Source organism: Noviherbaspirillum sp., assembly GCF_035944575.1.
Classification (GTDB): Bacteria; Pseudomonadota; Gammaproteobacteria; order Burkholderiales; family Burkholderiaceae_D; genus Noviherbaspirillum.
This window is the reverse complement of the sequence record NZ_DASZBA010000098.1, coordinates 1-18234: the sequence shown is the minus strand read 5'-3', so window position 1 is coordinate 18234 and position 18234 is coordinate 1. Positions and strand designations below refer to the sequence as shown.

The window sequence follows — 18234 nt, the reverse complement described above, 5'->3', positions numbered from 1 at the left end:
CGAGCTTCACGCATTCATCCAACAGAGTCTTCATCATGGCAATTCAACGTCGATCCACATCAGTGCTCATCTTTCTCTTATTGGCGGGTGCGCTGGCAGTGTATTTCTTCGTCTCTTCCCGCAGCGAACCCACGACCGCCGCGCCGGCTCAGCCGCCCGGGACGATCACCGTGACCGACCTGCTCGGCCGCCAGGTAGCGGTCCGCGTGCCGGTGCAGCGCGTCATCCTCGGCGAAGGCCGGCAGTTGTACCTCGTCGCGGCGCTCGATACCGACAATCCGTTGCAGCGCATTGTCGGCTGGCGCAGGGACATGATCCAGGCGGACCCGGACACCTATTCCCTGTACCTGCGCAAGTTTCCGGAGATCGCGAAGATTCCCACGTTCGGCGGATTCGACGACGGCACCTTCAATATCGAACAGGTGATCACACACAAGCCCGATGTGATTTTCCTGAACATCGAAGCGCAACGCGCTGCCCAGGACGCGCGCTACATCGAAAAGCTTGCCGCGCTCGGCATCCCGGTCGTCTATATCGACTTCCGTCACTATCCAATGGAAAACACCGAGCCAACCATGCGGCTGTTTGGCAAGCTCTTTGGCAAGGAGAGGCGCGCCGAGGAATTCATAGCGTTTCACGCCCAGCAGATCAGGCGCGTGACGGATGTCATCAACAAGCATGACCTGGCGCGACCGAAGGTCTTCATCGAACGCGGTGGCGGCTATACCGAAGACTGCTGCCTGAGTTTCGGCAACGAGAATTTCGGCAAGTTCGTCGAGATGGCGGGCGGCAGCAACATCGCCAGGGATATCATCCCGGGCACGTTCGGCCAGTTGAATCCGGAGCAGGTGGTAGCCGCCAATCCGGAGCACGTCATTGTCACCAGCGCCAACTGGGAGGCCTATGTCCCAGGAGGTAACTGGGTCGGCGTCGGTCCGGGATCGGACCGGGCGGTCGCGCGGCGCAAGCTGGAGGGTTACACGCTGCGCCCAGCCTACGCCGGCATCAAAGCGCAGGAGCAGCGGGCGTTCCATGCGATCTGGCATCAGTTCTACAACAGTCCATACCAATTCGTCGCCATCCAGCAGCTTGCGAAGTGGCTTCACCCGGCGCTGTTCCCGGATCTCGACCCGGACGCCACCTTTCGGGAACTGCATGAACGCTTTCTGCCCTTCCCGCACCTGCCCGGCTATTTCGTCAGCCTGACCACAGACGTAGAGGCCCGCCAATGAGCGCCGTAATCCTGCCGAAAAGCGGCCAGCGCGGCCTGTACCGTGCCCTCGTGCTGCGCAAGCAGGTACTGCTTGCGGTGCTGGTGATCCTGTTGCTGGTCAGCCTTCTGCTCGATCTGACGCTCGGGCCGGCGAGCTACCGTTTTGACGAGGTGGTTCGCGCGCTGGTCTCGCCGGACAGCGCGCCCTTGCAGGTGAAGGTGGTGATGTGGGAAATCCGCCTGCCGGTGGCGTTGATGGCGGTCGCCGTCGGCGCCGCGCTATCGGTGGCCGGCGCGCAGATGCAGACGATCCTCAACAACCCGCTGGCCAGTCCTTTCACACTCGGCATTTCCGCCGCCGCCAGTTTCGGCGCGTCGCTCGGGCTCGCGTTCGGCGTCAAGTTCGTTCCGGTCGCCGCCGAGTATCTCATCCCCATCAACGCCTTTGCGATGGCCATGCTGTCAGCCATGCTGATCCACCTGCTTTCGATGCGGCGCGGTGTGACCGCCGAGACGATCGTCCTGCTCGGTATCGCACTGGTATTTACTTTCAATGCCTTGCTGGCGCTCGTCCAGTACTTCGCCAGCGAGCAGGCGGTCGCCGCCGTCGTATTCTGGACCATGGGCAGCCTGACCAAAGCCACATGGCCGAAACTGGGCCTGACCTGTCTCGTCATTGCCATCACGCTGCCGGTCTTTGCGCGCCGCGTGTGGGCGCTAACCGCATTGCGCCTCGGCGACGACAAGGCCGCGAGTTTCGGCGTGGACGTACCGCGCCTGCGTTTCCAGACACTGGTTCTGGTCAGTCTGCTCGCCGCCATTCCGGTGGCCTTCGTCGGAACCATCGGCTTCGTCGGCATCGTCGGCCCGCATATCGCCCGCATGCTGATCGGCGAAGACCAGCGCTTCTTCCTGCCGGCGTCGCTGCTGACCGGCGCGCTGGTGCTGTCGCTCAGTTCCGTGGTGAGCAAGACCCTGATTCCCGGCGCCATCTTTCCCATCGGCGTGGTGACCTCGCTCATCGGCATTCCCTTCTTCATCTCGCTCATTCTCGGCAGCAGGAGGAACGCATGGTGACGCTGCGCCTGGACGATGTCGGCGCCCGCTACGGACGGCATCCGGTCATTTCGGGCATCAGCACGCCGGTGTTCCGCGCCGGGGAAGTGGTATCGGTCATCGGTCCCAACGCGGCGGGGAAGTCGACGCTGTTCAAGCGCATGGCCGGCCTGCTCGACGGACCCGGCCGCATCCATCTGGAAGGCGCGCGCAAGGGATTCGACGGCATCTGCTACATGCCCCAGGACATCAGCGCGAATGCCCGGCTGACGGTCTACGAATCGATTCTGCTGGCGCGCAAGCAGCAAACCACGTCCTGGGCGGCGCACGACGCCGACCTGTCGATGATCGATGACGTCATGGCATCGCTCGGGATTGCCGATCTCGCCTTTCGCAACCTGGCCGAACTGAGCGGTGGGCAGCGTCAGCTCGTCTCCATCGCGCAGACGCTTGCGCGAGATCCGGAAATCCTGCTCATGGATGAACCCACCAGCGCGCTCGACCTGCACCGGCAGGTCCAGGTACTCGGCTTCATGCGCAAGCTTGCCAGGAAACGGGGCATGATTGTCTTCATCGCCATCCATGATCTCAACCAGGCACTGCGTTTCTCCGACCAGGTACTGGTGATCGCAGACGGTACGGCACAGGGAAGCGGCCCCTCCGGCGAGGTCATCACCGTAGGCATGCTGCACAAGGTGTACCGGATCGCAGCGCGCATCGAGCGATGCTCGAAGGGCATCGGTCACGTCATCGTCGATGATGTTGTCTAAACGGCTTTCCCTGGATGCAGCGCATGGCGATTAAGCAGCCATCACCCTCACGAGTTCATCCGCTTCGACGTGCGACATCACGTCGTCTTCGCGTAACAGGGCGATGCCATGTCCTGCCATTGCCGCATCCAGCAGCGGCGGAGAAGTGCTGAAGATCAGCGAGCCATCCACGAGAACGTACCCGCAGGGACATTGCCGTATATGGCAATGAAAGGAGATTTTTTTTCTGAATTGAAGTCTCAACAGAGAAGGTTTCTACGCATTTGCTGTATAACAGACCAATTTCAGGAAGTGGTTAATTGAAAGTAAGCCTATCTAGCAAGGATGTAACGATATTCTGCGCATTGGCATGCCTGTTGGCGGCCCTGATCGCAATAGCGGGATGGACATTCGGGAAAACTGAACTGGCGAGCATCTTCGCTGGCGCGCCTCGCATGTTCCCGATCACTGCAGTCGGATTTATCGTCGTTTCCGCAGTCCTTCTGCTGGAAACCTGCATGGCAGGCAAGCATCTGCGTACCAAGATCGTGTTCATCGCAGGTATAGGCTGCTGCGGACTGGCTGCCGTTTTTCTTCGCGCGTTCGGTTGGGCGCCGCCTCCACTGAGCCTTGCCACCGGCGCGAACGCGACCTTTTGGAGCCTTCCCGCACCGGTCACGTCCGGACTTTTCCTCGCCACTGGTGCAAGCCTTGGCTTGATGCATGTGCGCAGGGCAATAGGGATTGCCCAAACCATAGCCATCGGCACCCTCCTGTTTTCACTCCTTACTGTCGCCAGCTATCTTTCCAGGGAAACTTTTCTGTACCAGCTGCTGCCCGGTAGCGGCACCGCGCTTCCGACGGCGCTTGCATTCATGCTGGCGGCAACCGGATTGGTTTGTCTGCGGCCGCATGAAGGCGTGCTGGCCGTGCTTTCCCAATCGGCCGCAGGCAACCGGACATTGCGCCAGTTGCTCGTTCCGGCATTGCTGTCCCCCGTCCTGCTTGCCCTTGTAACGACTGCCGCTCTTGAGAGGGCCGATTACCATTCCGACATTGATACGATCGTGCTGTTGTTTGCGTGGGGCTTGCTCATTGTGCTTACGATCGTGATCTGGCGTTTTGCACATAAGCTCCATCACGCCGACCTTGCCCGCAGTATCGCGGAAAAGGAGAGAAACGAAGCGCTGGCCGCGCTGCACATGGCCAATGAACGCAAAAATGAGTTTCTGGCGATGCTTGCGCATGAGCTGCGAAATCCGTTGGCACCCATCAGCGCTTCCGCCGACCTGCTAAAGACCGTGTACGCATCGGATCCAAGTCATGTCCGCCGCACAAGCGAGGTCATATCCCGGCAGGTGAACCACATGGTGCATCTCGTGAACGATCTGCTGGATGTTTCCCGGGTAACGAGAGGCATGATCACCCTCGACAAGCAAAAGCTTGATCTGGCTCAGCTCGTCGCGGACGCGCTGGAGCAGGTGCAGCCGCTGCTTGAAATGAAGGGGCACAACCTGGTAACCGATCTTCCCTCTGCAAAAGTGCACGTGCAGGGCGATCACAAAAGGCTTGTGCAGGTCCTCGCCAATCTATTGAACAACGCTGCCAAATACACTCCCGACGCAGGCTGCCTGCGGCTTCAGGTGAGTGCGTCCGACAGCCGGGTCACGATCATGATGCAAGACCATGGCATTGGAATAACGCCCGAGCTGTTGCCGGACATATTTGGATTGTTCACCCAGGCAAAGCGGACGCCCGACCGATCTCAGGGCGGATTGGGGCTGGGGCTGGCACTGGTAAAAAATTTGGTGGAATTGCATGGCGGTCAAGTGGCTGTGCACAGCGAGGGGCTTGGCAAGGGGAGCGTTTTCAGTGTGGTGCTGCCCCGGATGGCAGGAGAGCTTCATCAGGGACCGGATTCCGGACAGGTAGAGGTGCTGCCACGGAGGAACAACGGGCTGGCCATCATGGTCGTTGATGACAATGTCGACGCCGCAGATACATTGTCGGCCTTGCTTGAAGCGGCTGGACATGACGTTGTCGTGCATTACGCGCCGCAACCTGCACTGGAACAGGCACAAGCCCGGAAACCGGATGTATGCATCGTCGATGTCGGCTTGCCCGGCTTGAATGGGTATGAGCTTGCCGCGCTGCTGAGAAAAACGCTCGAAGCACCCCTGCCTGCGCTCATTGCATTGACCGGCTACAGCAGCGAGGAAGGACGTGCAGCCGCAGCCGATGCAGGGTTTGATCGATACTTTGTGAAGCCTGTCGATGCACAGGTGCTGGCAGATGCCCTGGCCGATGTGGCGGTCGGGCGCCAGATGGAAGACGCGGGTTCAGGGAAACGTTAAGGCATATGACGTCCGGTTCGCCAAGCGTGGCGTTGCACGGTCGAGGAAAGCCCGTGAGGTCGGAAAAATGTGGCGGGCGCTCGGCATCACAAAATGCACTGGACCGGCAGGCGGTCCATGCCTTCTTGGAAATCATGCTTCAGGCACCGGTTCTCTCCCGAGAATTTGATGCTTTATAGCAACAATTTCACCAGACCGGCTTTTGATCGACTGTCCTATACGAACAGTGCATTCATTAGCCGACGAATCAGCGTTTATGTGAAACGCACATTGTTGGTGCGTATAAATGCCGCGTAACGGTGCAGATATTGTCTATAACGGTGCAGAGCATTTTCCGCTCCCCACTCGCATGAAGAGATAGGCCTTTCCGTTTTTCCCAGTAGTAATTACAAAATAATCATCGTCGGCATGCGCTATAGCGTTTACCCTTAGTTGTCTCAAGGAAACATTTATGTAATCAACAATGGATTTGTTTTGATTTGCTAAGGGCTGGGAATGCTGGAAGAAGTACGTACCAAATGCGACGCCGAGGTTTTGTCATTCAAGTTGGGGGAGGAGGAATACGGTATCAATATCCTGTCGGTGCAGGAAATTCGTGGATGTGACCTCGTTACGCGAATCGCCAATGCCCCGACATATGTCAAAGGCGTCATCAACTTGCGCGGCATTATCGTGCCGATTGTTGATATGCGCATCAAATTCAATGTCGGCACGCCGACATACGACCAATTCACGGTCGTCATCATTCTCAATATCGGCCAGCAGGTGATCGGCATCGTCGTCGACAGCGTATCCGACGTCGTCACGCTTTCCGCGGATCAGATTAAAGCCGCTCCTCAAATGAGTGCCGCGGTTGATATGGATTTCGTCCAAGGGCTGGGGACAATCGGCGATCGCATGCTGATCCTGCTCGATATCGACAAGCTGATGTGTTCGGAAGAACTGGGGCTCATCACGACACTGCATAAGCATGCGGCATAAAGCGCACGCAGCGCATTCATCACTGCATCACACCGGCTCACAGCCGGCATAACGATAGAACTACACTTCAAAGGGACAACATGAATATCGCCAACCTGAAGATTGGTAAGCGCCTCGCGCTGGGCTTTGGCACCATCTGCGTTTTACTCGTGTTCATCCTCGGTTTCAGTATCACCATGCTGGGGCGGGTCAATGAAGGCACGCATGAAATCGTGAATGACAGGATGCCTAAAGTGGAAATGTCATACAACCTCAATATGGGGATCAATGACATTGCAATTTCGTTGCGCAACATGCTGCTGACGGACAAAAAGCAGGATATCGACAAGCAGATCGAAACCGTCATGCAGACGCGCAAGGATATCCGTATCGCCCTCGACGACATGAAAGCGACCATGCAACGCCCGCAATCCGTGAAGATCGTGGAAAAGCTGATTGAATCGGACGGCAAATATATTGCGGGGCAGGATCAGCTCATCAAAATGGTCAATGCCGGTTCGCTTGATGAAGCACGAACCTTCCTGATCAACGAGTTGCGCCCCGTGCTGGTCAGCTACAAATCATTGTTAGCCGAACTGATCACCCTGCAAAAACAGTACGCACAGGAGGCAGGCAAGCAAGCGGACGAAACCTACAACGACACTCGCAACCTGTTGATTGTTCTTGGTATCGCCATACTGATCTTTGCATCTGCAATCGGCTACTGGATCACAGTCTCCATTACAAGACCCGTCAATAAAGCGCTTAAGTTGGCCAAGACCGTGGCGGCGGGTGATCTGACAAGCCAGATCGAAGTAACGACAAAGGACGAGATGGGCGAACTGCTTCAGGCATTGAAGTTGATGAACGAAAGCCTTGTCCGGACCGTGAGTACGGTAAAAACCGGTACGGACACCATCGCTTCGGCATCGACGCAGATTGCCGGCGGTACCCAGGATCTGTCGGCAAGGACGGAAGAACAGGCAAGTTCGCTTGAAGAAACAGCGTCTTCCATGGAAGAACTGACGTCGACAGTCAAGCAGAATGCCGAAAACGCCCGCCAGGCCAATGCATTGGCCGCTTCGGCATCGGACGTGGCCAGCAAGGGCGGCGACGTCGTTTCCAAGGTGGTCGATACCATGGCGGCCATCAATGAATCGTCCAAAAAGATTTCGGACATCATCGGCGTGATCGACGGCATTGCGTTCCAGACCAATATCCTTGCCCTGAATGCCGCGGTCGAAGCCGCTCGCGCCGGCGAGCAGGGACGCGGATTTGCCGTGGTTGCATCAGAGGTGCGTAATCTCGCGCAACGGTCCGCGGCGGCGGCCAAGGAAATCAAAACCCTGATCGGCGATTCAGTGGAAAAAGTGGATGCCGGCGGCAAGCTCGTGGACCAGGCCGGCGCGACCATGCAGGACATCGTCGAAAGCGTGAAACGCGTCACCGACATCATGGCCGAGATTCTAGCTGCCAGCGACGAGCAGACCGCAGGAATCGAACAGATCAATCAGGCGATCACCCAGATGGATCAGGTCACGCAGCAGAATGCCGCCCTGGTCGAAGAGGCCGCCGCGGCATCGGAAGCAATGCAGGAGCAGGCCGGCAATCTGGCGCAGGTTGTCAGTGTGTTCAAGCTGGATGGACGTGCAGGCAACGCCGTCAGCACATCGCCATCGCCGGCCAGGCGCAGCGCTGTGACCGCACCGGTCGTCGCCAAACCATTGACGAAGCGGCGTGAGCCGGCGATTCCGCATAAAGCCCCGAAACAACTCGCTCCTGCAGGTAATAATGAAGATTGGGAAGAGTTTTGAATGAATTGATCAAGTCGGACAACGCTGATTAATGAAAGCGCGCAAGGGCTGAAACTTCGGCCTTTGATCGAACCCCGGTCAGGTAGCTCCTGGCTGGGGTTTTTTCCTTGCAGGGCTGACGATGAACCATCGCCGAATGTCCATCCAGGCCGATGGTGGATCCTCACCGGCTCATCCTGCTTTCGTCGCCAAGCAAGCTTTACGGCTTTGCACAATCCTGTGCTCGCAGAGCAATGAGAAAAGCCCGTATTTCCAATTCCTGAAATACGGGCTTTTCTTTACCGACGTTCGGTTGCGACGATACGGGCTTGTCCCGGCCTGCTGATTATTCCACCGTGACCGACTTCGCCAGATTCCTCGGCTTGTCCACATCCGTGCCCCGCGCCAGCGCGGTGTGATACGCCAGCAACTGCAGCGGCACCACGTGCAGGATGGGTGACAGATCGCCATAGTGCTCCGGCAGGCGAATCACATGAATGCCGTCGCTTGGCGCAATGCGTGAATCCGAATCGGCGAACACGTACAGCTGGCCGCCGCGGGCGCGCACTTCCTGCATGTTGGACTTCAGCTTCTCGATTAGGGTGTCGTTCGGCGCCACCGTCACCACCGGCATTTCCTGCGTCACCAGCGCCAGCGGGCCGTGCTTGAGTTCGCCGGCCGGATAGGCTTCGGCGTGGATATAGGAGATCTCTTTCAGCTTGAGCGCGCCTTCCAGCGCGATCGGATAGTGCAGGCCGCGACCGAGGAAGAGGGCGTTCTCCTTGCGGGCGAAGCTTTCCGCCCAGCCGATGATGTGCGGCTCCAGCGCCAGCACGCTTTGCAGCGCGGTCGGCAGGTGGCGCAGGTTCTTCAGGTGGCTGGTCTCCTGTTCCGGTGTCAGGCGGCCGCGCATCTTCGCCAGCGTCAGGGTCAGCAGGAACAGCGCGGTGAGCTGGGTGGTGAAGGCCTTGGTGGAGGCGACGCCGATTTCCGCGCCGGCGCGGGTCAGATAGGACAATTCGGTTTCCCGCACCATCGCCGATGTGCCGACATTGCAGATTGCCAGCGAATGCTTGTGGCCGAGTTCCTTCGCATACTTGAGCGCCGCGAGGGTGTCGGCGGTCTCGCCCGATTGCGACACCACGACAATGAGCGCATCCGGATTGACCGCCGGCTTGCGGTAGCGGTATTCGCTGGCGATTTCCACATTCGTCGGCAGGCCGGCGATCGATTCCAGCCAGTACTTGGCGGTCATCGCCGAATAGTAGCTCGTGCCGCAGGCGAGCACCTGGATCGCGTTGATGCGCTCGAAGACGGTGCTGGCCTTCTGGCCGAACAGGCCGGGGACGAAACCTTCGATGCCTTCGAGCGTGTCGGTGATGGCGCGCGGCTGTTCGAAGATTTCCTTTTGCATGTAGTGACGGTACGGACCGAGATCGATCGCGCCGGAATAGGCATTGACCGTATTGACTGCCCGCTCGACGGGCTGGTCGTTCTTGTCGGTGATGCGGACGCTGTCACGCTGCACGTCGACCACATCGCCTTCTTCCAGATAGATGATCTGGTCAGTGGTGCCGGCCAGCGCCATCGCGTCGGAAGCGAGGAAGTTCTCGCCCTTGCCGAGGCCGACGGTCAACGGGCAGCCAAGGCGTGCGCCGACGACGCGGTGCGGTTCATCCTTGCAGAACACCGCGATCGCGAAGGCGCCGTGCAGGCGCTTCACTGCTTTCTGCACGGTGCGGAACAGGTCGCCGTCGTACAGGTGATTCACGAGGTGGGCGATCGCTTCGGTGTCGGTCTGCGACTCGAAGCGGTAGTCGAGCGCTTTCAGCTCGTTGCGGATTTCTTCATAGTTTTCGATGATGCCGTTATGCACCAGGGCGATGCAATGATCGCCTTTCTTGTTGGCCGAGAAATGCGGGTGGGCGTTGTCGGTGATGGGGGCGCCGTGGGTGGCCCAGCGGGTATGCGAGATGCCGGTGAAGCCTTGCAGACCGGTCTGCGAAATCTGCATGTCCAGTTCCGCCACGCGCGACACGCTGCGCGCTCGCTTGAGCCCACCGTCATGCACGGCGACGCCGCAGGAGTCGTAGCCGCGATATTCAAGGCGCTTGAGGCCTTCGATGAGGACAGGGACGATATTACGTTGCGCAACCGCGCCGACAATGCCGCACATGATGGTTTCCTATTTCTTGAGTTTCACGGGCCGCTTCCAGCCTTCGATGGTCAATTGCTTGCTGCGCGAAAGGGTAAGCTGCCCTTCCGGAGCATCCTTGGTCAGGGTGGTACCGGCGCCGAGGGTTGCGCCCTTGCCTACCCGCACCGGCGCGACGAGTTGCGTGTCGCTGCCGATGAACACATCATCTTCGATCACCGTGCGGAACTTATTGACGCCGTCGTAGTTGCATGTGATTGTGCCCGCGCCGATGTTGACGCGCGAACCGACTGTGGTATCGCCGACATAGGCGAGGTGGTTCGCCTTGCTGCTGGCGGCAATCTGGCTGTTCTTGATTTCAACGAAATTGCCGATGTGTACATCGTTGGCGAGTTCGGTGCCGGGACGCAGGCGCGCATAGGGACCGATGATCGAACCGGCGCCGATGATCGCATCTTCGATATGACAGAACGGCTTGATCTGCACGCCGGCGGCGATGCGCGCGTTCTTGATGACGCAATGCGCGCCGATGACGGCGCCGTCTTCCACTTCCACCGTGCCTTCGAACACGCAATTGACATCGATCGCGACATCGCGTCCGCAGGTCAGCGTGCCGCGGATGTCGATGCGCGCCGGATCGGCGAGCGTGACGCCCTGTTCGAGCAGTCCGTTGGCGATATTGCGCTGATGAATGCGCTCCAGTTCGGCCAGCTGCACCTTGCTGTTGACGCCGAGCGTTTCCCAGACGGCGCCCGGCTGCGCGGAGGTCACGTCGACCCCGTCGGCCACCGCGCGGGCAATGATGTCGGTCAGGTAGTACTCGCCCTGCGCATTGTCGTTGGACAAGGTTTCCAGCCACTTCTTCAGCCGGGCGGTCGGCACGACCATGATGCCGGTATTCACTTCGCGGATCGCACGCTCCTCGGCGGTCGCATCTTTCTGCTCGACGATGCGGACGATCTTGCCGTTCTCGCGCACGATGCGGCCATAACCGGTAGGATTTTCCAGCTCGACAGTGAGTATGGACAACGTGTCAGTCAACTTATTGCCGCCCGCGCTGTCCAACAGTTGCTGCAATGAATGTGCGGTCGTCAGAGGCACATCGCCGTACAGCACCAGCGTGGGCACATTGTCGTCGAGATGCGGAACCGCCTGCATCACCGCATGGCCGGTGCCGAGTTGCGGTTCCTGCTTGGCAAAGGCGATGTCGGGCGCCTTGACCGATTCCGGCACGGCGTCGCCGCCGTGACCGTAGATCACGCAAAGCCTGGAAGGCGAGAGGGTGCGGGCCGTATCGATGACATGCAACAGGAGCGGCTTGCCGGCCAACGGATGCAGCACCTTCGGAAGTGCCGATTGCATGCGCTTGCCCATGCCGGCAGCGAGAATGACAACGTTCATATGAGAGATATTGTGGGAATGCAAAATTTTATCATGCGGTATCCCCGCGCCTTTGCCGAAAAGTTACGCTGGCTCCTGGTGCTTGGCCTGGTGCTCGGCATGGTCGGTTGCAGTGCGGTTCGCCTCGGCTATAGCAATGGCGAGAGTGTCGCCTATTGGTGGCTGAATGGCTACGTCGATATTGAAGGTGATCAGCAGCCCCTGGTTAAACGACATCCGGAAAATTTTTTCGCATGGCACCGCAAGACGCAATTGAAGGATTATGCCCAGTTATTCGCCCTTGGGCAGCAGCGGATTCAACAACAGGTCACGCCCGCCGATCTGCAGGCGGACTACGACGCGATCAAGAAACGCACCCTTCTGGTGATGGACAGGGCGCTGCCCGATCTGACGGAATTGGCCCTCGCGCTGCAACCGGAACAGCTGGAGCATCTCGAGAAAAAATTCACATCGAATAACGAAACTTATCGTAAAGAGTATCTCCGCGGCGATCTTGAGCAGCGTCAACTTTTCCGGTTCAAGAAAGTCATGAAACAGGCGGAGTTCTGGTTCGGGAATTTCAGCGACGAGCAGGAGGCGCAGATCCGCGCCGCATCGGATGCGCGACCGTTGAACAATGAGCTGGCGATGGCCCAGCGCGTACGCCGGCAGCAGGAAATGCTGGCAATGCTGAAGCGGATGCAGGCGGAAAAGCCGGGACGCGACGCCGCACTGAAGATGGTGCGGCAATATGCCGCGTCCGCGATGGACTACTTCGGCGATCCGCAGCACAAGGCATTCGCCGATGCCTACCAGGAGGCAAACCTGCGGATGATGGCGGTCATCATCAACTTGACGACGCCGGAACAGAAGGCGCACGCCGACAAGCGCCTGCAGCAGTTCATCAATGACTGCCATACGCTGTCCAACCGTACTTAACCTGACATGGCCGGACGCCCCGGCGCCGCCTGGCCTGTCAGACCATCCGCGGCTGCCCGTTGGATGCGGTCAGCCCGCCATCGATCGGCAGATTGACGCCGTTCACGAAGCGCGCATCATGGCTGGCAAGGAAGGCGATCACATCGGCGACTTCATCCGGCTCGGCGCCGCGCGCCATCGGGATGCGCTGCCTGAACTTCGCCATCAGCTGTTCGTTGCCATAGATGTCTTCGGTCATGTCGGTGCGCGTGAGGCTGGGGCAGACCGCATTGACCCGGATGCCGTCCCTGCCATGATCCATCGCCAGCGCCCGGGTGAAATTCGTCACTGCCCCCTTGGCGGCGTTATAGAAGCTCAGACCCCAGTCGCCGCCCAGACCGGAAACTGACGAGACATTGATGATCGAGCCACCGGTCTTGATCAGTTCCGGGATCGCCACCCGGCAGCCATAGAAGACGCCGTCGAGATTGACGGCCATGACCTGCCGCCAGTCCTCCACGCTCGCCTCGGTCACCTTGCCGACCGGCGCGACCGCCGCATTATTGACCAGCACGTCAAGACGGCCGAATCGTTCCAGCGTCTCCCGCATCAGTCCTTCGACTTCGGCAAGAACCGAAACGTCGGTCACGCGCACCAGGCTTTTTCCTTCGGGCAGTTCCGCCGCCACCTTGTCGAGCTTGGCCCTGGTGCGTCCGGCAAGGACGACCGACGCGCCTTCGGCCGCGAAACGCCTGGCGGTTGCCTCTCCGATGCCGGAACCGGCGCCGGTCACGATCACGATCTTGTCATTGAATCGATGCATATGTTCTCCTGAAGTGGTTGAAGCTTCTGTTCTCATGGACGATATGATTGTCTTCGAGTTCATGCGGCTCGTTCAGGAAGACGATGCCGCGCATTCCATTTCACTCGTCCATGGCGCTGAAGCGCACCACATTCGCCGGCGTGGTTGCGCAGGGCTCCTCATCGAACGCGATGTCGCCGTCGGCAGACGCTTCGCCGGTTGCCTTCAGGCCGGCAAAGCCGAACAGATCCCGGTCCATCAAATGCGATGGCGCGACCGTCGATAAGGAAGAGAAAATATTCTCGACCCGCCCCGGGAATTTCTTTTCCCACTCGCGCAGCATCGCCTTGATCTGCTTGCGCTGCAGATTTTCCTGGCTGCCGCACAGATCGCAGGGAATGATCGGAAACTGCTTGACCGCCGCATAGCGCTCCATGTCCGCTTCCTTCACATAGGCAAGCGGGCGGATCACGATGTTCTTGCCGTCGTCAGACTGCAGCTTCGGCGGCATGCCCTTGAGCTTGGCGCCGAAAAACATGTTCAGGAAAAAAGTTTCCAGGATGTCGTCGCGGTGGTGCCCAAGCGCGATCTTGGTCGCGCCGAGTTCGCCGGCAACGCGGTACAGGATGCCGCGCCGCAGCCGCGAGCACAGTGCGCAGGTCGTCTTTCCTTCCGGGATGACGCGCTTGACGATACTGTAGGTATCCTGGTTTTCGATATGGAACGGCACGCCGAGCTTCGTCAGATATTCCGGCAGGACATGCGCAGGGAAGTTTGGTTGCTTCTGATCGAGATTGACGGCGACGATGTCGAAATGGATTGGCGCGCGTTCACGCAGCGTCAGCAGGATGTCGAGCAGGCCATAGCTGTCCTTGCCGCCCGACAGGCATACCATCACCTTGTCGCCGTCTTCGATCATGTTGAAGTCGCCGATCGCCTGGCCGACGAGGCGGCACAAGCGCTTGTGCAGCTTGTTGTTCTCGTAGGCGATTTTTTCGGCCTGCCTGCTGGGGACGCCGCTGTCGGCGACCGGTGCCGCGTCGATGGATGAATGGTTCATGATTACTCTGTTTCAAGCCTTGATCTGGAATACTTCAACGCCGACCGAGTCGCAATCCGGATAGACGTCCGGCTTCTCGGTCGACACGCGAACGGCGCGCACCTTCGGATGCGCCAGCATGGCCTTGGCCACGTCGTCGCATAGCGTTTCCTGCAAATGGATATGTCCCTGCGCCATGCGTTTGGCAATGGTGTCGCGCATGTAGTCGTAGTCCACCACTTCTTCGAGATGATCTTCCTTCGGCGTCGAGACGGACAGCGGGATGAACAGGTCGACATTGATCAGCACGCGCTGCTCGCCCTTCTTTTCGAATTCATGGACGCCGATATTGATCTGTACTTCATAGTTGCGCAGGAACAGGCGTCGGCAATTGGCAAGAGCAGGGTGGGACAAGGAAGAGAGCATGGTGTGGTGTGCGTGCTGAAAGAGATAGTGGAAGCGAAAGGCTGCTTTTGGTTATTTGGCGAGGAACATGACGTCGCGCTGCAGGGGAATCAGGTGCTGGCCGCCATCGACCAGCAGCGTCGTGCCGGTGATCGCTGGCGATTCTGCGACAAAACAGACAGTCGCCGCAACATCTTCCGGCGTACTGGAGCGCCCCAGCGGCGTCACCGCATGCGCCTTCGCGAACCCGCCCTCCGTCTGGTCGCCGGACACCAGCGTGATACCGGGCGCCACCCCGACGACGCGCAGCCGTGGCGCCAGTGCCTGCGCCAGCATGGTAGTGGCGGTATGCAGCGCGGCTTTGGACAACGTGTAGGACAGGAAATCAGGATTCAGGTTGAACAACTTCTGGTCGAGAAGGTTGATGGCTACAGCGCGGCTGTCCGGCGGCGTAATCTGATAGAGCGCCTGGGTCAGAATAATTGGTGCCGCCAGGTTGGCATGCATATGGGCATCGAGTGATGCAACGGAAAAATCCTGCGCGCCGTCCTGCTGAAACAATGACGCATTGTTCACCAGGCAGGAGACCGGCGCCTGCAACGCTGCGGCGGCGTCCGCCAGCAAGGTTCTCGCCTGCGCTTCGTCGGCGAGGTCGCATTGCACTGCCGCCGCGCGCCGGCCCAATGCTTCGATCTCGGCGACGGTAGTCCGGGCTTCCTGCTCCGATTGCCGGTAATGCACCGCCACGTCCCATCCACGCCCGGCCAGCGCCAGCGCGATCGTGCGCCCGATGCGTTTGGCCGCTCCGGTAACAAGTGCAACTTTGCGAATTTCTGCAGTCATGTGTTCGTGGGTGTTGAAAAAGAGAGTAGCGCCGGCCCATCATGCCAATGCCTGCATGCAGGTGGACACACATACTTACAATGTCGTGCGTCGATTTCACTACAATATCGGACATGCAACTGCAACTGCCCGAACCTTCGTTTGACGCCCTGACCGCGTCGCGCTCGCTGCAAACCCTGATCTCCAACGACATCCGTCGCAATTCCGGCTGGATTTCCTTTGCGCGGTACATGGAGCTGGCGCTGTACGCGCCCAATCTTGGCTATTACAGCGGCGGTGCCGCGAAACTCGGCAAAGACGGTGATTTTACAACCGCCCCTGAAATCACGCCGTTATTCGGTGCAACTCTCGCGCATGTGGCCGCCGACCTGATGCGGCAGACCGCGCCGCAGATCGTCGAGTTCGGAGCCGGCAGCGGCAAGCTGGCGCGCGACATCCTCACCGAGCTGACCGCCATGGGCGTTTCCATTCATCGCTACCTGATTGTTGAAGTGTCCGGCGAGTTGCGCGCCCGGCAACAGCAGATGCTTCGGGGTTTTCCGCAAGTCACCTGGCTGGATCATTTTCCGCATTCGTTTTCCGGGATGGTGATCGGCAACGAGGTCCTGGATGCGATGCCGGTGAACCTCGTGGTGAAAACCGATGGCGGCTGGAAAGAGCGCGGCATCGGTTTGTCCGCCAAGGGCTTTGTCTACCGCGACCGGGCATGCGACGCCGCGCTGCTGGCCCAGATCCCCGACGCGGACAGCCTGCCGGTCGGCTACCTGACCGAAGTCCATCCGATCGCCGCCGGATTCATGAATTCCCTGTCCGGCATGCTCAATGCCGGTTACAACGACACCGGCCACGGCGGTGCCGCCATCCTGATCGATTACGGCTTTCCGGCCCATGAATATTATCTGGGGCAGCGCGATCAGGGTACGCTGATGTGCCATTACCGGCATCATTCCCACCCGGATCCGTTTTACTTGCCGGGTTTGCAAGATATCACCGCCCACGTTGATTTCACCGCCATGGCGCGCACGGCGGTCGACGCCGGACTGGACTTGCTCGGCTACACCAGCCAGGCCGCTTTCCTTCTTGATGCCGGCATCGGCGACCTGTTGCTGCGCATCCCGCCAACCGACCAATTGCGGTTCCTGCCGCAATCGAATGCGGTGCAGAAATTGATTTCCCCCGCCGAAATGGGCGAGCTGTTCAAAGTGCTGGTTGTGGGCAAGGCTGCCAGCCTGCCGGAGAAATTCGGCCGCAACGACCGTAGCCACAGGTTATGATGGCTGCCAAGTCCGGCGCCGAGCGGCGCGGGCTGCAGTCTTCGAATCCACCTGCCCGGGAAAACGCATGATCCGTTGGTTTTTGACCATTTTTGTTGCATTGATCGTGTTTTCCGCGCTCCTTCCCTGGCTCGAAAAGCTTGGCGTCGGCCGCCTGCCCGGCGACATACGCTTTACCCTGTTCGGCAGAAAATTCTTTCTGCCGTTTGCGTCGACCATACTCCTGTCGCTGCTGGTGTTCGTGGTAGCGCGCCTTTTGCCCTAACATGGCGGCAATACGCTATATGTTGATCGAAGGAGGGGACGGATGATCCGCTGGGTCGCGGTGATATTTCTGGGCTTGCTGGTGTTCTACCCGCTATTGCCGCAATTATTGGACAAGTTGCGTGTCGGCCGCCTTCCCGGCGATGTGCGATTCAGATTGGCAGGCCAGGTATTCTGCCTGCCGTTCGGGTCCACCGTTCTGTGGTCGGCATTGGCCTTCCTGATCGCCGAGGCGGTGCACTGGTTGTTTTAGCACCAAATCCTGTGCGCCGCCTGATCGGTCAATCGTTCAGGATGCCTTGTAAAACACATAGTCGGCCTGGTACTTCACCAGTTTCTTCGCACCGACATTTCCCGCGCCGCAGCTCTCCGCCGGCGCAACCCCGCCCACGGTATTCAATCGCTGAATGTATGTCACGCCGGTCATTGCGCCGCTGCCCGTCGCCGGGTTTGCCTGCACCAGTTGCAACGGAATCGCGCCGGCATTGGGTGCAGGCGCAACGGCGAGCTGCTTGCCGGTGACCTTGCTGCCATCATTGGATTCCCAGGTCGGGCCGCCGTAGTACTTGCCGACCGCTTTCTTGTTCATGTCGTACAGGACGGCATCCGGGCCGGCGAACACCCATTCGAATGCGCTTGCCGCGCCGGCCTTGGCACGGCACTCATAGGTCAGTTCGCCGATGCCGACTGTTTTCATCACCGGCTTGTTGCCGGCGGGGACGGCGACGGCCGCCGGCGCATCCGGGGCGCTCATCATGCCCGACGGCGTCGAGCAGGCGGTGAACGTTGCAACCATTGCAATTCCGGTCAATACAGTGAGGGTTTTTGTCATGTGGAGCTCCTGAGCAGGTAGTTAATAAAAAGCCTTGTTGCATGGCTTTTACGCCGGGGCAATGCATTCGGATTCAAATCCCGCTACTGTTGATGTTTTTTTCTTCATTCATGGCATCGACCCTCGAACAACTGCGCGAGCGATATGGAAGCCGCTACAAATGGCTGGTGCTGCTGACGGTCATGATCGGCACCATG

The 18234-nt window shown here is 59.3% G+C and carries 18 protein-coding genes; 10 read left to right on the top strand and 8 right to left on the bottom strand.

The genetic code is table 11. From position 1 onward, the window contains the following. Positions 1 to 35 precede the first annotated feature (35 nt). From VGU61_RS06105 to VGU61_RS06095, 3 genes are read left to right on the top strand one after another with little or no spacing between them, the layout of a single operon-like run. A complete protein-coding gene (locus VGU61_RS06105) occupies positions 36 to 1232 on the top strand; it encodes an ABC transporter substrate-binding protein (protein WP_326858214.1) in 1197 nt (398 codons plus the stop codon). Next, on the top strand, positions 1229 to 2290 hold the full coding sequence (locus tag VGU61_RS06100; protein WP_326858213.1) for an iron ABC transporter permease: 1062 nt from the start codon (positions 1229 to 1231) through the stop codon (positions 2288 to 2290). The genes VGU61_RS06105 and VGU61_RS06100 overlap by 4 nt, the downstream gene beginning before the upstream one ends. Further along, positions 2284 to 3039, top strand: a complete 756-nt coding sequence (locus VGU61_RS06095; RefSeq protein WP_326858212.1) for an ABC transporter ATP-binding protein — start codon at positions 2284 to 2286, stop codon at positions 3037 to 3039. Before VGU61_RS06100 ends, VGU61_RS06095 begins: the two co-directional genes overlap by 7 nt. 30 nt (positions 3040 to 3069) lie before the next feature. Here VGU61_RS06095 and VGU61_RS06090 read toward each other — a convergent pair whose 3' ends face one another. Next, a complete protein-coding gene (locus VGU61_RS06090) occupies positions 3070 to 3210 on the bottom strand; it encodes a hypothetical protein (RefSeq protein WP_326858211.1) in 141 nt (46 codons plus the stop codon). Between the two features lie 263 nt (positions 3211 to 3473). Here VGU61_RS06090 and VGU61_RS06085 point away from each other — a divergent pair, with 263 nt between their 5' ends. The 3 genes from VGU61_RS06085 (at position 3474) to VGU61_RS06075 (ending at position 8146) form a co-directional block, all read left to right on the top strand. Next, on the top strand, positions 3474 to 5372 hold the full coding sequence (locus VGU61_RS06085; RefSeq protein WP_326858210.1) for a hybrid sensor histidine kinase/response regulator: 1899 nt from the start codon (positions 3474 to 3476) through the stop codon (positions 5370 to 5372). A gap of 495 nt (positions 5373 to 5867) precedes the next feature. Beyond that, complete coding sequence (locus VGU61_RS06080; RefSeq protein ID WP_326858209.1) at positions 5868 to 6353, top strand: chemotaxis protein CheW; 486 nt, start codon at positions 5868 to 5870, stop codon at positions 6351 to 6353. Between the two features lie 80 nt (positions 6354 to 6433). Continuing rightward, positions 6434 to 8146, top strand: a complete 1713-nt coding sequence (locus VGU61_RS06075; RefSeq protein ID WP_326858208.1) for a methyl-accepting chemotaxis protein — start codon at positions 6434 to 6436, stop codon at positions 8144 to 8146. 325 nt (positions 8147 to 8471) lie between these two features. Here the strand turns inward: VGU61_RS06075 and glmS are convergent, their stop codons facing one another. Both glmS and glmU read right to left on the bottom strand, forming a co-directional pair. Further along, on the bottom strand, positions 8472 to 10301 hold the full coding sequence (gene glmS / locus VGU61_RS06070; RefSeq protein ID WP_326858207.1) for a glutamine--fructose-6-phosphate transaminase (isomerizing): 1830 nt from the start codon (positions 10299 to 10301) through the stop codon (positions 8472 to 8474). A gap of 9 nt (positions 10302 to 10310) precedes the next feature. After that, positions 10311 to 11681, bottom strand: coding sequence for a bifunctional UDP-N-acetylglucosamine diphosphorylase/glucosamine-1-phosphate N-acetyltransferase GlmU (gene glmU, locus VGU61_RS06065; RefSeq protein WP_326858206.1), 1371 nt, complete (start codon positions 11679 to 11681; stop codon positions 10311 to 10313). A gap of 33 nt (positions 11682 to 11714) precedes the next feature. Between glmU and VGU61_RS06060 the strand changes: the two genes are divergently transcribed. Beyond that, positions 11715 to 12599, top strand: a complete 885-nt coding sequence (locus tag VGU61_RS06060; RefSeq protein WP_326858205.1) for a DUF6279 family lipoprotein — start codon at positions 11715 to 11717, stop codon at positions 12597 to 12599. Positions 12600 to 12636: 37 nt separating this feature from the next. On the opposite strand, the gene VGU61_RS06055 is transcribed toward VGU61_RS06060, so the two are convergent. The 4 genes from VGU61_RS06055 to VGU61_RS06040 all read right to left on the bottom strand — a co-directional run bounded on the left by VGU61_RS06055 (position 12637) and on the right by VGU61_RS06040 (position 15667). Next, on the bottom strand, positions 12637 to 13401 hold the full coding sequence (locus VGU61_RS06055; RefSeq protein ID WP_326858204.1) for an SDR family oxidoreductase: 765 nt from the start codon (positions 13399 to 13401) through the stop codon (positions 12637 to 12639). A gap of 100 nt (positions 13402 to 13501) precedes the next feature. Next, positions 13502 to 14440, bottom strand: coding sequence for a tRNA 2-thiocytidine(32) synthetase TtcA (ttcA, locus tag VGU61_RS06050; protein ID WP_326858203.1), 939 nt, complete (start codon positions 14438 to 14440; stop codon positions 13502 to 13504). A 12-nt stretch (positions 14441 to 14452) separates the two neighbouring features. Continuing rightward, the gene (locus tag VGU61_RS06045; protein ID WP_326858202.1) at positions 14453 to 14845 is read right to left on the bottom strand and encodes a dihydroneopterin aldolase; all 393 of its coding nucleotides are present in this window, start codon (positions 14843 to 14845) and stop codon (positions 14453 to 14455) included. Between the two features lie 51 nt (positions 14846 to 14896). Continuing rightward, on the bottom strand, positions 14897 to 15667 hold the full coding sequence (locus VGU61_RS06040) for an SDR family oxidoreductase (protein WP_326858201.1): 771 nt from the start codon (positions 15665 to 15667) through the stop codon (positions 14897 to 14899). Positions 15668 to 15780: 113 nt separating this feature from the next. Here VGU61_RS06040 and VGU61_RS06035 point away from each other — a divergent pair, with 113 nt between their 5' ends. From VGU61_RS06035 to VGU61_RS06025, 3 genes are all read left to right on the top strand, one after another. Then, a complete protein-coding gene (locus VGU61_RS06035; protein ID WP_326858200.1) occupies positions 15781 to 16941 on the top strand; it encodes a class I SAM-dependent methyltransferase in 1161 nt (386 codons plus the stop codon). 67 nt (positions 16942 to 17008) lie between these two features. After that, positions 17009 to 17206 (top strand): DUF2905 domain-containing protein, encoded by a 198-nt coding sequence (locus VGU61_RS06030; protein ID WP_326858199.1) that lies wholly within the window; start codon positions 17009 to 17011, stop codon positions 17204 to 17206. Positions 17207 to 17248: 42 nt separating this feature from the next. Beyond that, the gene (locus tag VGU61_RS06025; protein WP_326858198.1) at positions 17249 to 17458 is read left to right on the top strand and encodes a DUF2905 domain-containing protein; all 210 of its coding nucleotides are present in this window, start codon (positions 17249 to 17251) and stop codon (positions 17456 to 17458) included. A gap of 36 nt (positions 17459 to 17494) precedes the next feature. On the opposite strand, the gene VGU61_RS06020 is transcribed toward VGU61_RS06025, so the two are convergent. Further along, positions 17495 to 18037, bottom strand: coding sequence for a DUF3455 domain-containing protein (locus tag VGU61_RS06020; RefSeq protein ID WP_414691605.1), 543 nt, complete (start codon positions 18035 to 18037; stop codon positions 17495 to 17497). Between the last annotated feature and the right edge of the window lie 197 nt (positions 18038 to 18234).